Here is a 16530-nt window from a genome sequence, read left to right as displayed (position 1 = left end):
TCCTGAGGTCAGGATAAAATACGTTTTGAAAAGGAGAAAAGTTATGAAAGAATTGGTAGATATCTTAAAAAACACCAAACAGCACCTTATGAATGGTGTGTCATATATGATTCCGGTTGTTGTTGGTGGTGGTATCTTAATGGCCATCGCAGTATTATTAACAGGTGAAGGAGCAGCTCCGGGATGGGGTTCAGGTCTTCCTTATTGGTTATGGACAATCGGAGCTGATGCTCTTGGATTAATGTGTCCTGTATTTGCAGCATATATTGCTTACTCAATTGCAGACAGACCCGGAATTGCAGTAGGTATGGCAGGCGGATTTATGGCACTGAATATTCCTACAGGTTTAGGAGCACCTGTTCAGACTTTGGTAGAAATTACTAAGGGTGTTACAGTTCCTGATGGAGCAGTTTTAACAACAATTGACAATGTTCAGTATTATGTAAATTCAACAAGAACAGTACAGACAGCTTCAGCCGGATTTATAGGAGCAGCTATTGCAGGTTTAATTGCAGGTATTGTAGCACATTACTTAAAGAAGATTCCTCTTCCAAAGTCAATGCAGTCACTTAAATCGATTATCATTATCCCTGTAGTTGGTGTGTTAATTGTAGGTGCTATAATGTTCTCATGTGGAGCACCAATTGCATCATTTATGACATGGCTTGAAGGTGTAATGACAGATATGGCACATGGAAATCATGGAAGTCTTGCCCTTGCAGGAATTAGTGCTTTGGCATCACTTATGATAGCATTTGACCTTGGTGGTCCTGTAAACAAAGTTGCTTACTCAATTTTAATGGTAGCATTTGTAGGTACAGGTATTTACACATTCGCAGCTCCTGTTGGTATTGCTATTTGTATTCCTCCAATCGGATGTGGTGTTGCTTCATTAGTTTTAAGAAAGAAGTTCTCACCGGAAGAACAGAATGCAGGCATCGGTGCTATAGCGATGGGTTGCTGTGGTATTACAGAAGGAGCTATTTCATATACAGCTGCTGATCCGACAAGAATGATTCCTATTAACATGATTGCATCAGCAATTGCAGGTGGTCTTGCAGGATTCCTTGGAGTTGGTGCTAAGATGTCAGCTTGCTGGGGTGGTTTAATTGTAGCTCCTGTTATTCAGGGTGAAAGCTTTATGTCAGGTTGGCCACTTTACGTAATCTGTATTTTAGTTGGTGTAGCAATTTACGTTGGTTTGTGTGCATTATTAAAGAAAGATTATGTTGCACCTGAACCGGAGGATTTAGGAGATGTTGATATCTCATTTGAATAAATCATATAAGAAATATAATTTGTATAATAAACTGATAAGTCGGATTTAAGTCAGGAAAATATAACTTGTATAAAATAAACTGATAAGTCGGATTTAAATTAACAAGAAAGAGAGTGAATGATATGAAATTTTTAGCAGTTACAGCATGCCCTTCAGGGGTTGCACATACTTATATGTCAGCAGAGGCTATTCAGCAGGCTTGCAAAAAAGCAGGAATCGAGTGTAAGGTTGAAACACAGGGTTCTATTGGTATTGAAAATGCTATTACAGCAGAAGATATTGCTACAGCAGATGCAGTAATATTAACAACAGATATGCCTATTAAGAATGCAGGTCGTTTTGATAACTTAAAGAAAGTTAAAATCACTACAGGTCAGGCAATTAAGCAGGCAGATGCCATCGTAGCTAAGATGGTTGGAATGCTTAAATAATAGCAGATAGCTGTTTAAGCCAAACTCAAATTAAAATTATTAAGCCAAATTTATCCGGGTGGGTGGAGCGTATGCCTGCCCGGATATATAAAATTAAGAGAGAATCGTAGAGTAAAACATTAAATTAGAAAACTGTTGCGAAAGCAATTTAAATAAAGTATCGAATAAGAAGGAGAACGAAAATATGATAAGCAAGACATTAACAGTAAACAATCCGGAGGGATTACACATGAGACCGGCAGGAGTTATCGCAAAGGAAATGGGTAAATTCGCATGCGACATAACAATTGTATTTGGTGAAAAGAGAATAAACGCAAAGAGTCTTATAAACATCATTTCAGCATGTATCAAAACAGGTGCAGAAGTAACATTTGAGTGTGATGGTGAGGACGAAGAAGCAGCAATGGCAAAGATTGTTGAACTTGGAAGTCAGAATTTTGGTGAATAATAATAAGAGGTAAGATTATGTACAAAGGTATTGCAGGTTCCGAAGGTATCGGAATAGGAAAAGTTGTTATAATTGAAGACCACGATATTACTATTGAAACAAAGCATGTTCCGGAAACAGACTCAGAGATTGCCAGATTACAGGAGGCAATTGAAAAGTTTGTGGAAATTACAAATAAGATGGCTGATAAAATGGATGAAACTGTTGGTAAAAAGGACGCAGACATTTTAAGAGGTCATATACAAATGCTTCAGGATCCAATGATTGAGGAACAGATTTCCTCACTTATTATAGCTGAAAAGATTACTGCTGAAATGGCAGTTGATCAGGTGTTAGAGCAGACAGCAGAAATGTTTTCACAGATACCTGATGAATTATTACAGCAGAGAGCTACAGACTTTAGAGACATTAAAGCAAGAATGATTAAGTTACTTATGGGAATTGAAGATGTTGATATTTCCCAGGTACCGGCAGGAACTGTTTTAGTGGCAAAAGATTTGACTCCATCTATGACAGCAGGAATTAAGCCTGAAAATATTGAAGGTATTCTTACAGAGATGGGTGGAAAAACATCTCATTCAGCTATATTGGCAAGAGCAATGGAAATTCCGGCGGTTTTAAGTATTGAAGGAATATGTGATATTGTAAAGAATGGTGACACTGTTGTTCTAGACGGAACAAGTGGTGAGGCATTAGTTAATCCGGAAGAGGATGTTGTTAAGGAATTTGAAGATAAACGTGAACAGTTTGCAAAGGATAAGGCTCTTCTTAAGGCATATGCCGGAAAGCCGTCTGTTACAAAAGATGGAACAAAGGTAGAATTAGTATGCAATATTGGAAAGCCGGAAGATGCAAAGAAAGCTGTTGAATGTGACGGAGAAGGTATCGGATTATTCAGAACTGAATTTTTGTTTATGGACAGAGACAGCATTCCTACGGAAGATGAACAGTTTGAAGCATATAAAGCGGTTGCCGAAACAATGAAAGGTAAGCCGGTAATTATAAGAACCCTTGATATAGGAGGCGACAAAGATGTACCGTATCTTGGACTTGAAAAGGAAGAAAATCCTTTTTTAGGATTTAGAGCAATAAGGTTTTGCCTTCAGAGACAAGATATTTACAAAACACAGTTAAAAGCACTTGTAAAAGCCAGTGCATATGGTAAAATAAAGATAATGGTTCCATTGGTTACAGGAGTAGATGAGCTTCGTCAGGTTAAGACTATGGTAGCTGACATTATGAAAGAGTTTGACGAAAAAGACGTTCCGTATAACAAAAACATAGAAATTGGTGTTATGATGGAAACACCGGCAGCATGTATGATGGCAGATGCGTTGGCAAAGGAAGCTGCATTCTTTAGTATAGGTACAAATGATTTAACAGGATATACTATGGCAGTTGACAGAGGTAATGCAAAGGTAGCATACCTGTATTCCACATATAACCCTGCGGTTCTCCGTGCTATTAAGAGAATAATTGAGTGCGGAAGAAAAGAAGGAATCATGGTTGGTATGTGTGGTGAAGCAGCAGCTGATCCAAAGTTAATACCATTACTTTTGGCTTTTGGTCTGGATGAATTCAGTGTAAGTGCCACAAGTGTTTTGAAAACAAGAAAGATTATTTCTGATTGCGATGTTGGGGCATGTAAGGAATTAGCCGAAAAGGTTATGCAGTGCATTACTGAGGAGGAAGTCTTAAAGTTATTATAATTTAATTTGCGAAATGCAAATAGTATTACAATATTTAATGGATTGGAGCCCAAAATGAATATCAAACTTATAGCCACTGACGTAGATGGTACTCTCGTTGCAGATGACCACTTAACAATCCCCCCAATTAATATTAATGCGTTTAGAAAGGCTAAAGAAAACGGTGCATTAATAGCCGTAAGCACCGGAAGACCATATTCATTAACAAAAAGGGAATGCGATTTGTTAGGTTGCGTAGACTATTTGATACTATCAAACGGAGCAGCTGTGGTGGACATGCACAGCGCAAAGGTTCTCTGCAGCTGCTACCTTCCTTTTAAATCCCTAGAGAGAATATTAAGTGTTTTTGAAAAATATCCGTTGGTATATGAGATTTATGCAGATGGTGCAGGTTACATTACGGATTATACATATGAACATTATTTTGAAGCTAAAGGTCTTCCTGAAGTCTTTTTAACTGAATACAGAAAAATAATGGAGAGATGCGACAGCCCGTGGGATATTATAAGGACTAAAAATGTTGAAAAGTTTAATGTTTCACATATTCCTGATGAATGTATTGAACCTTTGATGAAGGATTTAAGTGAAATTTCTGATTTGGTTTATTCGGCAGGATATAAAGGAAATATGGAGATAACTGCTGTGGGAGCTGACAAGGGGAATGGACTTAAATGGTTAGCAGATTTTCTTGGAATAAATAGTGAAAATATTATGGCATTTGGTGATTCAGGAAATGATGCCACAATGCTTGAGTATGCCGGATGTTCTTATGCATTAAAGACAGGAAATGATTTGGCAAAGGAAAAAGCAAAGTTTATTACGACAGAAGGCAACGCAGACGGCGGCGTTGGAATTACCATAGAAGAATGGTTAAAAAACGGCAAAATATAAGAAGACTTATTTGACATAAATTAAATAATGGTACACAATAGTAGGTATAAATTTTACTAAGGAGGATTTATGCTGGCAAGAGAAAGACAAAATAAAATCGTCGAAATTGTAAACAAAGAAGGTTCCGTATTAGTTAAGGAATTAAGCGAGTTATTTAAAGTTACAGAAGACAGTATTCGAAAAGATTTATCTGCGTTAGAGAAAAAAGGGCTGTTAAAAAAGACTTATGGCGGTGCCATTAAGAATCGTGTGAATACCCATGAAATATATGTTTCCCAGCGAAAGGGAAAGAATGTAAAAGAAAAGCAGCTTATAGCGCAAAAGGCGTTTGAACTGATAGAAGAAGGGGATATGATTTTTCTTGATATTTCTACCAGTAATATAGAACTGATTAAATTAATTATTGAAGCCAATCTGAAGATAACCGTTGTAAGTAATATGATAGATGTTATGCTTTCTTTTGTGCAACCTTCAGATACAAATTTTGTGTTTGTTGGTGGAAAGATGAACAGGGGAAGAGACGGTTTCATTGGTTCATATACAAACAAACAGATTCAGGAATTTAATTTTGATAAGGCTTTTATGGGTGCAGTAGGTGTAGACACTGACAGGGACAAAGTTTATACATATGCTACAGATGACGCATTAACTAAAAAGATGATAATGGATGTCAGCAACAAGTCCTACGTTATGTTGGAAACGAGAAAGCTTGCCCGTGAAGGTAATTATAAATATGCAAATATTAGTGATTTCGCAGGAATTGTAATGGATAGCAAACCGGAGGAAAAAGCACTGAAGGACTTGCAACAGTACAACGTGGAATTGTTCTATTAAAATAGATTAGATAAACAAAAATATTGTTTTTAATAAGTATGTCATAATTTATCTTTCAAAAGGGGCATCCCGGGTGTAATTCAAGAAGTTAGAATGTTGGATTACATTTCGGGGTGCCCCTGATTTTATGTGGTGGTAAAATTTATAAAAATAAATTAAAAGAAATAAAAAAATTATTATAAAGTATTGACATATTTTGTAAATGATGATATTCTCTTTACGCTCAAGTGAAATTCTAGTTAAGGAGAGTATGGTTATATTAATGAAGCCTTACCAATAACAATTTGTTTAGTGGCATATGAAATTGTACTTCAGATCATTATGTTTTCCATTTGTTTTTATACTAGAGAATCACAAAAGAGGACGTAAAATTACGAAACATATCACTTGAAAAATATTTTTGTTTGCATAACTATAGTTTTACCGGAAAAACATAGGGGAGGAAAATCAATGATTGTAGGTATATGTGATGATGAAGAGCAGATGAGAGATAAAATTGAAAAACTGTGCAGAAAAAATTACAACATACAAAATGTACATTATGAACAATTTGCAGATGGAGAGGAAGTCGAAAATACCAATGTTAATATTAATGTTTTAATATTAGACATTAAAATGCCAAAGGTTGGCGGTATTGAAGTTAAAAATATATTTGAAGAACAGAAAAAGGATACTTTGATAATTTTTGTTACTAATCACGGAGAACTGATACACGAAGCTTTTGGAAAGAATGTAGTAGGTTTTATAGAGAAAAGTGATTTGGAAAAAGAGCTTGGTCAATATCTGAACAAAGCAATGGGTATGGTGAAAAAGAATGTTGATATCGACGGCCGAAATTGTAAAGATATTTTATATATTAAGGCAGAGGATGTGTACTGTAGAGTTTTTATGAAAGATAATACCAGCTTTTTAAAAAGAGTGAGTCTTACGAAGATGGAAGAGAAATTGAGGGGAAGTGACTTAGTGAAAGTGCACAAGTCATATATAGCTAATCTTGCGTATGTTTCCAATATTAAAGAAAACGAATTAATAATTGATAATGCGAAAATACCTGTCAGTACAAGAATGCGTACAAAGGTATTTAATGAACTAAAAAAATACGAATATAAAAATTTACATATAATAAATTAGGTAGTGAATAGCGTTTACAACAAAAAGGTTGCGTTTACAACAAAAGGATTGAAAGTTAATAAAAGAAGGAATATGTTGATATTGACAAACAATATAGAGAAAGGTTGGATGAACTATGAAGAAAAAAATTATTGCAATAGCTGTAGTTATGGTTTTAGCCGTTGGAATAAGTATTCCACTTATAAGTAATGCAACTCAGGTAACTGATAAAAATGAAAAGTGGGGTCAATCACTCAAAAAAACTTATGACGAAAAGAAAGTAGCAGATGAACAGAAATATAAAACTTCATTAGTGGGAAACTACTCGGCAAATAAGGTAGAAGGTGATGAAGTTAGTCAGGTTGGAAAGGATATATTAATTACTGATTCGGAACTCAATCAGATGTCAGACTTTTATGTATTACAGGGAAAGAGCCGACAGGAGGCTGACAAAACAGCAAAAGAGTATGCTCAGGAATATAATGCACTGTATGTAGAAGCTGTAAAGAATGGCTTTGATGCTACAGATGAGGAGGTAAAAACATATGTTGATAGTCTAAAAGAGGAACTTAACAAACCGGAGAATAAGGAACAGCTTAATTCAGTGTTAAAAGGTTTTGGTTCAGAAGATGAATATTGGGATTATGAATATATGGTTTATCAGAAACAACTGCCTATTCAGAAATATGTTAAGAGCCTTGAAAATGATTATAATAATGCACATCAGGACGAATTTACAGAAGAACAATTGGCACAGAATTGGAATACCAAGCTGGATTCTATCAAGAAAAAGTTAGTAAAAGAGCAGCAATTTAAAGATGTTCAGAAACCTGTAGATATAGGACAAAGCTTTCAGGAGTAGTATGTGGAAGTTTGAAGAATAGCATGTGGAATAGTATATAAAAGGAATATTTAAATAAAGAAGTCTGATTGGGAAAAAATCCAGTCAGGCTTTTTTTGACATCAAAATACCCTAATATTATGTAATGCCTTATATCTAAGGTAGTTTCTTAGCTCAAATCGGTGCGAGCACATGTGGAATTACCAAGGCATCGTTAATTTTCTTTATTTTTATGGTAATCGTGTTGGTTACACAGTAATGTGAGGAAGTGTTTGGGTATATTTAACATATGAAACGACTTATTTTACAAGAATTATCCATTATAATTTTAAATTTCATGTATTCATATCCGCCGGAGTTATTTCATAACTTATGGACTAATTCCCACCACAATATGATAACTTAAAAGCTTATTTTAGCCCTCAAAATCACCATTACATATTGAAAACAATAAGGAACAATAAAAAGTAATAAAAAATAATAAAAAAATCGTTGACTTTACATATATCCCGTTATAAAATGAAACCATAGAAATGAAGGAGGTGGATATGTTGAGTTGTTTAGTTAAAACAGACAGAATTGAAACATTAAAGAATAGAATGCTCTCGGTTCCAAGATATGCATCTATTGAACAGGCAAAGATTATTACAGACACATATAAAGCACATGAAGGTGAGCCACGTATTATGCAGAGAGCGTACTCACTCAAGAACTGCTTAGAAAAGATAGGTATTAGCATTGAACCGGAAGAACTGATTGTAGGAAACAGAACAGCCGGTGTGAGATACGGAGTAGTTTTCCCAGAAAGCGGCAGCACATGGGTAGATAAGGAATTTGAAACTCTTCCAACCAGACCACAGGACAAGTTTAATGTTCATGAAGAGGATATTAAATATTTCAGAGAAGTAATATATCCTTATTGGCAGGGAAAATCATTAGAGGATGTGCTTAAGGCACGCTACGGAAAAGAGATTGATGAAATATCAAAGGTAGCAAAAATAAATCAGAAAGATCATGCACAGGGACACATTAATCCTGATTGCGAAGGATGGCTTAAGAAAGGTCCGGCAGGTCTCAAGGCAGAGGCACAGAAACATTTAGATGAAGAAACAGATGAAGAAAAGAAGCTTTTCTATAAGAGTGTTGTAACTGTTATGGACGGAGCTATTAACTTCATTATGAGATATCATTATTTGTTATTAGAGGAAGCTAAGGAAAATCCAAAGTGGGCAGATAACATGAAGACAGTGGCTGAAATCTGTAAAAACATTGCAGAAAGACCGCCGGTTACTTTCCACGAGGCAGCTCAGTCATTGTGGTTCTTATTTGTAATCCTGCAGATGGAATCAAATGCATCATCATTTTCACCAGGAAGAATGGACGTTTATATGTATCCTTATTATAAACATGACAGAGAAAATGGTGTAAGCGACCAGGATATATTGGAAATTATAGAAAGCCTTTGGCTTAAATTTAATGAAATTGTATATATGAGGAACTCAAACAGTGCTAAATTCTTTGCGGGATTCCCTATTGGATTTAACATTGCGGTAGGTGGTCAGGATGAAAATGGAGAGCCATATGAAAATGAACTTTCTTATTTATTCCTGAAATCTCAGGAACATATCGGTTTGCCACAGCCAAATCTTTCAGTAAGACTTTGTGAAAAAACCAGTGACAAATTATTGAAGGCAGCCATAAAAGTTGTTTCCCTTGGAAGTGGTATGCCACAGTTCTTTAATGACAAGGCGGTTATTCCTGCCATGATAAAGGATTTGGATATTGAAGAAAAGGATGCAAGAAACTATGCCATTGTAGGTTGTGTTGAACTTACTACTCAGGGAGATAATCTGGGATGGTCAGATGCAGCAATGTTTAACTTAAATAAGGCATTAGAACTTACTTTAACAGGTGGCAAGTGCCTTATAACAGGCAAGCAGCTGGCACCGGATAGAGGAAATCTAACAACATATGAAACTTTTGAAGATTTGGAAGAAGCCTTCAGACAGAATATAGACTACTTTATGGATAAGATGATAAAGGCATGTGAGCAGGTTGAGCAGGCACACATGGACCTTCTTCCTACACCGTTTTTGTCATCAGTTATTAATAACTGTATGGATAAAGGAATTGACGTTACACGAGGCGGTGCAAAGTACAATTTGTCAGGTATTCAGATGATACAGGTAGCAAATCTGGCAGACAGCCTTGCGGCAATTAAGCAGATGGTGTATGACGAGAAAAAGGTGTCAAAGGAAAGACTTCTTAAGGCACTTGAGAACAATTATGAAGGTGACGAGATTTTAAGAACAATGCTTCTTAACAAGGTTCCTAAATATGGAAACGATGTTGAGTGGGTTGATAATCTTGGAGCAAAATGGGCAAAATATTTCCGTGAAAGAATTGGAAAGTTTACCAATTACAGAGGCGGAAAATATCATACAGGAATGTATACTGTTTCAGCTCATGTACCAATGGGAGAAAATGTGGGAGCCTCTCCTGATGGAAGATATTCCCAGACACCGTTAGCTGATGGCGGTATGTCACCGGTTTACGGACGTGATGAACATGGACCGACAGCGGTTCTTAAGTCAGTGTCAAGGTTAGATAAGAGCTGGACTACTAACGGAGGACTTCTTAATATGAAGTTTCTACCGGAATTTTTCAAAACTGAAAATGGAATCGACAAATTCGCTAAGATGTTAAGAACTTTTGTGGATTTGGAGATACCTCATATACAGTTTAATGTTGTAAGAAAAGAAGATTTGTTGGCGGCTAAGAAGAATCCGGAACAGTATAGAAATCTTACAGTCCGTGTTGCAGGATATACTGCATACTTTGTGGAACTGGCGGGAGAACTTCAGGATGAAATTATTGCCAGAACAAGTTATGACGATATTTAAATTTAAGAAAGTGATGATGTGAATTTGAAAGGTTACGTTTTCGATTTTAAGAGATTTTCTACCCATGACGGACATGGCATCAGGACAACGGTTTTTCTTAAGGGATGTACCTTAAACTGTGTCTGGTGTCAGAATCCTGAGGGGATTTCAATTAAACAAAGACCTCTGTATTTCCCAAATAAATGCATACATTGTAATACATGTGTGCATTTGGCGGAAAACGGTGGCGTAACGGAAGTTGACGGAAAGATAAAGCTGGATGTTTCCAAGGTGGAGAACTGGCATAATATAATTGATAGTTGTCCGGCAGTGGCACTAACCATGGATTCTACGGAAATGACATCTAAGGAGGTAGTGGAGGAAGCCTGTAAGGATGCACCGTTTTTTAAATACGGTGGCGGGGTTACCCTGTCCGGTGGTGAGCCTTTGTTTCAACATGAATTTGCTATTGAAATTTTAAAAGGTTTAAAAGAAAAAAACATAACTACCACCATTGAGACGGCATCTCATATTCCTATGCCTATATATAAGGAAGCCATGAAGTATATTGACTATGTATACGCAGACCTAAAAATAATGGATAGCAACCTTCATAAAAAGTATACGGGCGTAGATAACACTAGGATAGTGCAAAATTTGAAGTGGCTGCTTATGTCAGAAAAGAAAGAAAATGTTATAATAAGAACACCACTAATACCTGGTATGACTGCGACTGAAGAAAATATTGCAGGAATTGCAAAGTTTATAAGCGGTTTGTACCCGGAAGTCAAATACGAGATTTTAAATTACAATCCATTGGCACAGGCAAAGTATGACATGGTGGATAAGGAATTTTGTTTTAAAAACAATCCGCCGTTATACAGCGATGACCAGATGAGGGCATTTGGAAAAATTGCCACAGACAATGGCGTGAAGAACCTTATATTGGAAATATAAGTAATTAGAAGTATAAGTAAATAATTAACGGCGGTTAATTAAATATAGAAAGAGAGAATTTTGGAGGTAAAAAAGATGAAGTTAATTATTGATGACGCAAACATTGAGAAGGTAAAAAAAGTTTGGGAATTATATCCTTGTGATGGTGTTACAACTAATCCGTCTATTTTGGCTAAAAGTGGAAGAAATCCATATGAGGTTCTCTCAGAACTGAGGGAAATCGTTGGAAAAGACGGAGAACTTCATGTTCAGGTAGTTTCAAAAGATGCAGAAGGCATGATTGAAGAAGCTAAAGTAATTAGAGAAAAATTAGGAGAAAATACATTTGTAAAGGTTCCTACAACACCACAGGGACTTAAGGCAATGAAGGCTTTAGCAGCAGAGGGAGTAAACATTACAGCAACAGCTATTTACACACCAATGCAGGCATTTTTAGCAGCAAAAGCCGGTGCAAAATATACAGCACCGTACATTAATAGAATTGATAACTTTGGATATAACGGCGTTCAGGTAGCTATGGATATTCAGGATATTTTTGAAAATAACAATCTTCCATGTGAAGTTCTTGCAGCAAGCTTCAAGAATTCACAGCAGGTACTTGAACTTACTAAATATGGAATAGGGGCATCTACAGTAGCAACAGACGTAATTGAAGGTCTTATTAAAAATGCAGCAATCGACGCAGCAATCGACGCATTTAACAAAGACTTTGAGTCAATTACAGGAGAAGGAAAAACAATGGCAAATTGCTAATTCACAATCTCTTTCTAATAGGCGGGTTTCCGGTAGCGGAGCCCGCCATTTTTAAGGTGATCATAATACCATTCCCACCTAATGATATTTTGTTGACAAAATGCCCATAAAATAATAGAATTATGAGCAGAAGACAAATGCCACGAAAGGAAGAGTAGGTAGCGGATTCGCTTAAAGAGAGCCCGGTAAGGTGGAAGCGGGCAGTGAGAGAAACTACTGAACATGGCCCTGGAGCAGCAATGGTGAAACAGATGGGATATATTCCATTTCTGGAAGTAGCTATTGACGGTTGCACCCGTTACAGCGCAAATGAGATATAAAGATACAACATCTTTATATGAAGTAAAGTGGTACCACGAAGTTTGAACTCTCGTCTTTGCAAAAAAAGATGGGAGTTATTTTTATTTGTGTAAGCATGGTGGCAGTAGTACTTACATTATATTAAATAAAGGTTTCACAAATATGTTAATAATTGCAAAAAATAGCAGATAATAAATATAAGGAGAAAAAAGATGACAAAGAAAACATTTTATTTAACAACAGCAATTGCGTACACATCAGGCAAGCCTCATATTGGAAATACTTATGAGGCAATTTTGGCAGATAGCATTGTACGTTTCAAAAGACAGCAGGGATATGACGTAAGATTCCAGACAGGAACAGATGAGCATGGACAGAAAATTGAGTTAAAAGCAGCAGAAGCCGGAGTTACTCCAAAGGAATTTGTTGACAAAGTTTCAGGAGAAATCAAAACAATTTGGGATCTTGTAGGAACATCATATGACAAATTTATAAGAACAACAGATGAATATCACGAGAAACAGGTTCAGAAGATTTTTAAGAAGCTTTATGACCAGGGTGATATTTACAAAGGATATTATGAGGGAATGTACTGCACACCTTGTGAGTCATTTTTCACGGAATCACAGTTAGTAGACGGCAAATGTCCTGACTGTGGAAGGGAGTGTACACCGGCGAAGGAAGAGGCATACTTCTTTAGAATGAGCAAGTACGCAGACAGACTTATTGAACATATTAATACACATCCTGAATTTATACAGCCGGAATCCAGAAAGAATGAAATGATGAACAACTTCCTTCTTCCGGGGTTGCAGGATTTGTGTGTATCCAGAACTTCATTTAAGTGGGGGGTACCTGTTGACTTTGATCCAAAGCACGTTATCTATGTTTGGATAGATGCTTTATCAAACTACATTACAGGACTTGGATACGACGTAGACGGAAACAATGATGAGTTATATAACAAATACTGGCCGGCAGATTTACATCTTATTGGCAAGGATATTCTCCGTTTCCATACAATTTACTGGCCGATAATGCTTATGGCTCTTGACGTTCCTCTTCCAAAGCAGATTTTCGGACATCCTTGGTTATTACAGGGAGACGGAAAAATGAGTAAGTCAAAGGGAAATGTTATTTACGCTGATGATTTGGCTAACTTATTTGGAGTTGATGCGGTAAGATATTTTGTTCTTCACGAAATGCCTTTTGACAACGATGGAACAATAACATGGGAGCTTATGGTTGAGAGAATGAACTCTGACCTGGCAAATACATTGGGAAATCTTGTAAACAGAACAATTTCCATGTCAAATAAGTATTTTAATGGAGCTGTTGAAAATAAAGGGGTTAGCGATGATGTAGACGCAGACTTTAAGGAAACTGTTCTTGCAGCACCTAAAAAGGCAGCTGAAAAAATGGATAAACTTAGAGTTGCAGATGCAATTACTGAAATTTTTGCATTATTTAAGAGATGTAATAAATATATTGATGAAACAATGCCTTGGGCACTGGCAAAGGAAGAAGACAAGAAGGACAGACTTGCAACAGTGCTTTACAATTTAATTGAAGGTATTAATATTGGCGCAAGCCTTTTAGAGCCATTTATGCCTGAAACATCAAAGAAAATTCTTCAGCAGATTAACGCAGAAGCAAGAGCTTTTGACGATATGGAAGAATTTGGCAAATACAAATCAGGTAATAAGGTTACTGAAAAGCCGGAAATTTTATTTGCCAGAATGGACATAAAGGACGTTATGGAAAAAGTTGAAGAAATTAAGGCAGCCCAGAAAAAAGATACTGAAGGAGAAAAATATCCGGAAGTAGAGGCTAAACCTGAGATTACAATTGATGATTTTGACAAGGTTCAGATTCAGGTAGGTGAGGTAATTAAGTGTGAGCCGGTTCCAAAGGCTAAAAAGCTTCTTGTTTCACAGATTAAGATTGGAGCAGAAACCCGCCAGATAGTATCCGGAATAGCTAAATATTATAAGCCTGAAGAGATGGTAGGAAAGAAGGTTGCCGTTATTACAAACTTAAAGCCTTGTAAGCTCTGTGGTGTTGAGTCTCAGGGAATGATACTTGCAGCCGGGGATGATGAGGGAAATCTTTCAGTAGTAACTGTAGATAAAGATATAGTAAGTGGAAGTGAAATCTGCTAAAATATAAAGAGAAACTTTATAAGTTATGTAAAATCCCATTCCTTAGGGAGTGGGATTGTGCATTTTACCGTCAGCATTTATGAAGGAAAAGTTGGAGGAAATATGATTTTTGATACACATGCTCATTATGATGATGAGGCATTTGATGATGATCGTGAACAGATTTTAGAACGTATGAGAAACAGAGGGGTTGAATACATAGTAAATGTGGGAGCATCCATTCATTCATGTAAGACTACCATAGGACTTACAAGAAGGTTTCCTTATGTATATGGAGCCCTTGGAGTGCATCCGGATGATGTGGCTGATTTAACTGAAGAAGATTATGAATGGTTAGAGCGCAGTGTTTACAAGCCAAAGATTGTTGCCGTAGGGGAAATCGGATTGGATTATCATTGGAATGAAAACAAAGACCAGCAAATAAAAGCTTTTGAGCGTCAGATGCAAATAGCGAGAGAGGCACAGCTTCCTATTATTATTCACAGCCGTGACGCTGCTAAGGATACATATGATGTCATGAAGGCTAACAGGGCTGACGAAATGGGTGGAATTGTTCACTGCTTCTCATACACGAAGGAAATGGCGAAACAGTTTATGGACATGGGCTTTTATTTGGGAATTGGCGGAGTTGTTACTTTTTCCAATGCAAGAAAGCTTCAGGAAGTGGTAGAATACATGCCAATGGATAAGATGGTTATTGAAACAGATTGCCCATATATGTCACCTGTTCCTAACAGAGGAAAGCGAAATGATTCATTTAATCTGCCTTATGTTGTAAATAAAATAGCTGAAATTAAGGGCATCAGTCCTACTGAGGTTATTGACATAACATGTGAAAATGCAAAAAATGTATATGGTATAGGAAGAAAGAGGATATAAATAATGGCGTATCTTGGAACACCGGCAGCAACAAAAGAGATAATAAACAAATACGGATTTGCCTTTCAAAAGAAATTCGGACAGAATTTTCTTATAGATTCTAACATATTAGAAAATATTGTAAGTGCAGCAGGAATTACAAAAGATGATTTTGTATTGGAAATCGGCCCGGGAATCGGAACCATGACGCAGTATCTCTGTGAGGCGGCAAAGCAGGTTGTGGCAGTGGAAATTGATAAGATGCTTATACCTATTTTGAAGGATACATTATCTGAATATGATAATGTTGAAGTTATAAATGAGGATGTATTAAAGGTTGACATAAAATCATTGGCAGAAGAAAAAAACGGTGGAAAACCTATAAAAGTCGTGGCAAACCTTCCATATTATATAACAACACCTATTATTATGGGATTGTTTGAAAGTAAGGTTCCAATAGACAGCATTACAATTATGGTTCAAAAAGAGGTGGCAGACAGAATGCAGACAGGCCCCGGAAGTAAGGACTACGGAGCGTTGTCTTTGGCAGTACAGTATTATGCAGATGCGAAAGTTGTGCTTAATGTATCGGCAAACTGCTTTATGCCAAGACCGAATGTTGATTCCGCAGTAATTAAGCTTACAAGACATACACAGCAGGTAGTTTCAGTAGCAGATGAGGGACTTATGTTTAGAATAATAAGGGCTTCATTTAATCAGAGAAGAAAGACTTTAGTTAATGGTCTTAAGAACTCTTCGGAACTTGACTTTACCAAGGAACAGATTGCAGATGCCATAAAAGCTATAGGAAAGGACGAAAACATAAGAGGCGAGAAACTGACTCTGGAAGAATTCGCAATGCTTAGTAATGCACTGATGGGAAAATAGATATAAAAATAAAATAGTTAATAACGTTTTTATGCATAATATAGAGGGTAACAATAGGTGTTACTCTCTATTTTTGTACAAAATGCACAAAAAAATAAACAAAAATCTGTTGAAAAAATCAGATTTAAACAAATTGACTAAAGCTCAAATCCGTGATAAGCTTAGTTTAACGTTAAACTTAGCAGAA

General features: G+C 36.5%; 14 protein-coding genes and 1 other annotated feature. All 14 genes read left to right on the top strand.

Annotated elements, in window-relative coordinates; translation table 11 throughout:
• Positions 1 to 43 precede the first annotated feature (43 nt).
• The 14 genes from H8S00_RS07310 to rsmA all read left to right on the top strand — a co-directional run bounded on the left by H8S00_RS07310 (position 44) and on the right by rsmA (position 16343).
• A complete protein-coding gene (locus H8S00_RS07310; protein ID WP_021953530.1) occupies positions 44 to 1279 on the top strand; it encodes a PTS fructose transporter subunit IIC in 1236 nt (411 codons plus the stop codon).
• A 122-nt stretch (positions 1280 to 1401) separates the two neighbouring features.
• Positions 1402 to 1710, top strand: coding sequence for a PTS fructose transporter subunit IIB (locus H8S00_RS07305; RefSeq protein ID WP_021953529.1), 309 nt, complete (start codon positions 1402 to 1404; stop codon positions 1708 to 1710).
• A 184-nt stretch (positions 1711 to 1894) separates the two neighbouring features.
• A complete protein-coding gene (locus tag H8S00_RS07300; RefSeq protein WP_186840328.1) occupies positions 1895 to 2158 on the top strand; it encodes an HPr family phosphocarrier protein in 264 nt (87 codons plus the stop codon).
• 17 nt (positions 2159 to 2175) lie between these two features.
• Entirely contained in the window at positions 2176 to 3867 is a 1692-nt protein-coding gene (ptsP, locus tag H8S00_RS07295) for a phosphoenolpyruvate--protein phosphotransferase (RefSeq protein WP_186840327.1), read from the top strand.
• A gap of 54 nt (positions 3868 to 3921) precedes the next feature.
• On the top strand, positions 3922 to 4758 hold the full coding sequence (locus H8S00_RS07290) for a Cof-type HAD-IIB family hydrolase (RefSeq protein WP_186840326.1): 837 nt from the start codon (positions 3922 to 3924) through the stop codon (positions 4756 to 4758).
• 69 nt (positions 4759 to 4827) lie between these two features.
• Positions 4828 to 5592, top strand: coding sequence for a DeoR/GlpR family DNA-binding transcription regulator (locus H8S00_RS07285; protein ID WP_186840325.1), 765 nt, complete (start codon positions 4828 to 4830; stop codon positions 5590 to 5592).
• Between the two features lie 450 nt (positions 5593 to 6042).
• Positions 6043 to 6723, top strand: coding sequence for a LytR/AlgR family response regulator transcription factor (locus tag H8S00_RS07280; protein WP_186840324.1), 681 nt, complete (start codon positions 6043 to 6045; stop codon positions 6721 to 6723).
• A gap of 115 nt (positions 6724 to 6838) precedes the next feature.
• Positions 6839 to 7564 (top strand): hypothetical protein, encoded by a 726-nt coding sequence (locus H8S00_RS07275; RefSeq protein ID WP_186840323.1) that lies wholly within the window; start codon positions 6839 to 6841, stop codon positions 7562 to 7564.
• A 527-nt stretch (positions 7565 to 8091) separates the two neighbouring features.
• The gene (locus H8S00_RS07270; RefSeq protein ID WP_366459594.1) at positions 8092 to 10446 is read left to right on the top strand and encodes a glycyl radical protein; all 2355 of its coding nucleotides are present in this window, start codon (positions 8092 to 8094) and stop codon (positions 10444 to 10446) included.
• A gap of 18 nt (positions 10447 to 10464) precedes the next feature.
• Complete coding sequence (locus tag H8S00_RS07265; protein ID WP_366459592.1) at positions 10465 to 11382, top strand: glycyl-radical enzyme activating protein; 918 nt, start codon at positions 10465 to 10467, stop codon at positions 11380 to 11382.
• 75 nt (positions 11383 to 11457) lie between these two features.
• On the top strand, positions 11458 to 12135 hold the full coding sequence (locus H8S00_RS07260; protein WP_021953521.1) for a fructose-6-phosphate aldolase: 678 nt from the start codon (positions 11458 to 11460) through the stop codon (positions 12133 to 12135).
• Positions 12136 to 12268: 133 nt separating this feature from the next.
• Positions 12269 to 12516: a binding site (T-box leader), on the top strand.
• Positions 12517 to 12647: 131 nt separating this feature from the next.
• Positions 12648 to 14597, top strand: coding sequence for a methionine--tRNA ligase (gene metG, locus H8S00_RS07255; RefSeq protein WP_186840321.1), 1950 nt, complete (start codon positions 12648 to 12650; stop codon positions 14595 to 14597).
• Between the two features lie 102 nt (positions 14598 to 14699).
• Complete coding sequence (locus H8S00_RS07250; RefSeq protein WP_021953516.1) at positions 14700 to 15476, top strand: TatD family hydrolase; 777 nt, start codon at positions 14700 to 14702, stop codon at positions 15474 to 15476.
• A 3-nt stretch (positions 15477 to 15479) separates the two neighbouring features.
• A complete protein-coding gene (gene rsmA / locus H8S00_RS07245; RefSeq protein ID WP_186840320.1) occupies positions 15480 to 16343 on the top strand; it encodes a 16S rRNA (adenine(1518)-N(6)/adenine(1519)-N(6))-dimethyltransferase RsmA in 864 nt (287 codons plus the stop codon).
• Positions 16344 to 16530: the final 187 nt, after the last annotated feature.

Origin of the sequence: Eubacterium segne, from assembly GCF_014287775.1 — a bacterium.
GTDB lineage: Bacteria > Bacillota > Clostridia > Lachnospirales > Lachnospiraceae > Eubacterium_G > Eubacterium_G segne.
This window is presented reverse-complemented; position numbering and strand designations above follow the sequence as displayed.

Coding starts and splice junctions, on each gene's coding strand:
- rsmA (WP_186840320.1), top strand. CDS start 15,480: ATGGCGTATCTTGGAACACCGGCAGCAACAAAAGAGATAATAAACAAA.
- ptsP (WP_186840327.1), top strand. CDS start 2,176: ATGTACAAAGGTATTGCAGGTTCCGAAGGTATCGGAATAGGAAAAGTT.
- H8S00_RS07270 (WP_366459594.1), top strand. CDS start 8,092: ATGTTGAGTTGTTTAGTTAAAACAGACAGAATTGAAACATTAAAGAAT.
- H8S00_RS07260 (WP_021953521.1), top strand. CDS start 11,458: ATGAAGTTAATTATTGATGACGCAAACATTGAGAAGGTAAAAAAAGTT.
- H8S00_RS07290 (WP_186840326.1), top strand. CDS start 3,922: ATGAATATCAAACTTATAGCCACTGACGTAGATGGTACTCTCGTTGCA.
- H8S00_RS07285 (WP_186840325.1), top strand. CDS start 4,828: ATGCTGGCAAGAGAAAGACAAAATAAAATCGTCGAAATTGTAAACAAA.
- H8S00_RS07275 (WP_186840323.1), top strand. CDS start 6,839: ATGAAGAAAAAAATTATTGCAATAGCTGTAGTTATGGTTTTAGCCGTT.
- metG (WP_186840321.1), top strand. CDS start 12,648: ATGACAAAGAAAACATTTTATTTAACAACAGCAATTGCGTACACATCA.
- H8S00_RS07250 (WP_021953516.1), top strand. CDS start 14,700: ATGATTTTTGATACACATGCTCATTATGATGATGAGGCATTTGATGAT.
- H8S00_RS07310 (WP_021953530.1), top strand. CDS start 44: ATGAAAGAATTGGTAGATATCTTAAAAAACACCAAACAGCACCTTATG.
- H8S00_RS07305 (WP_021953529.1), top strand. CDS start 1,402: ATGAAATTTTTAGCAGTTACAGCATGCCCTTCAGGGGTTGCACATACT.
- H8S00_RS07300 (WP_186840328.1), top strand. CDS start 1,895: ATGATAAGCAAGACATTAACAGTAAACAATCCGGAGGGATTACACATG.
- H8S00_RS07280 (WP_186840324.1), top strand. CDS start 6,043: ATGATTGTAGGTATATGTGATGATGAAGAGCAGATGAGAGATAAAATT.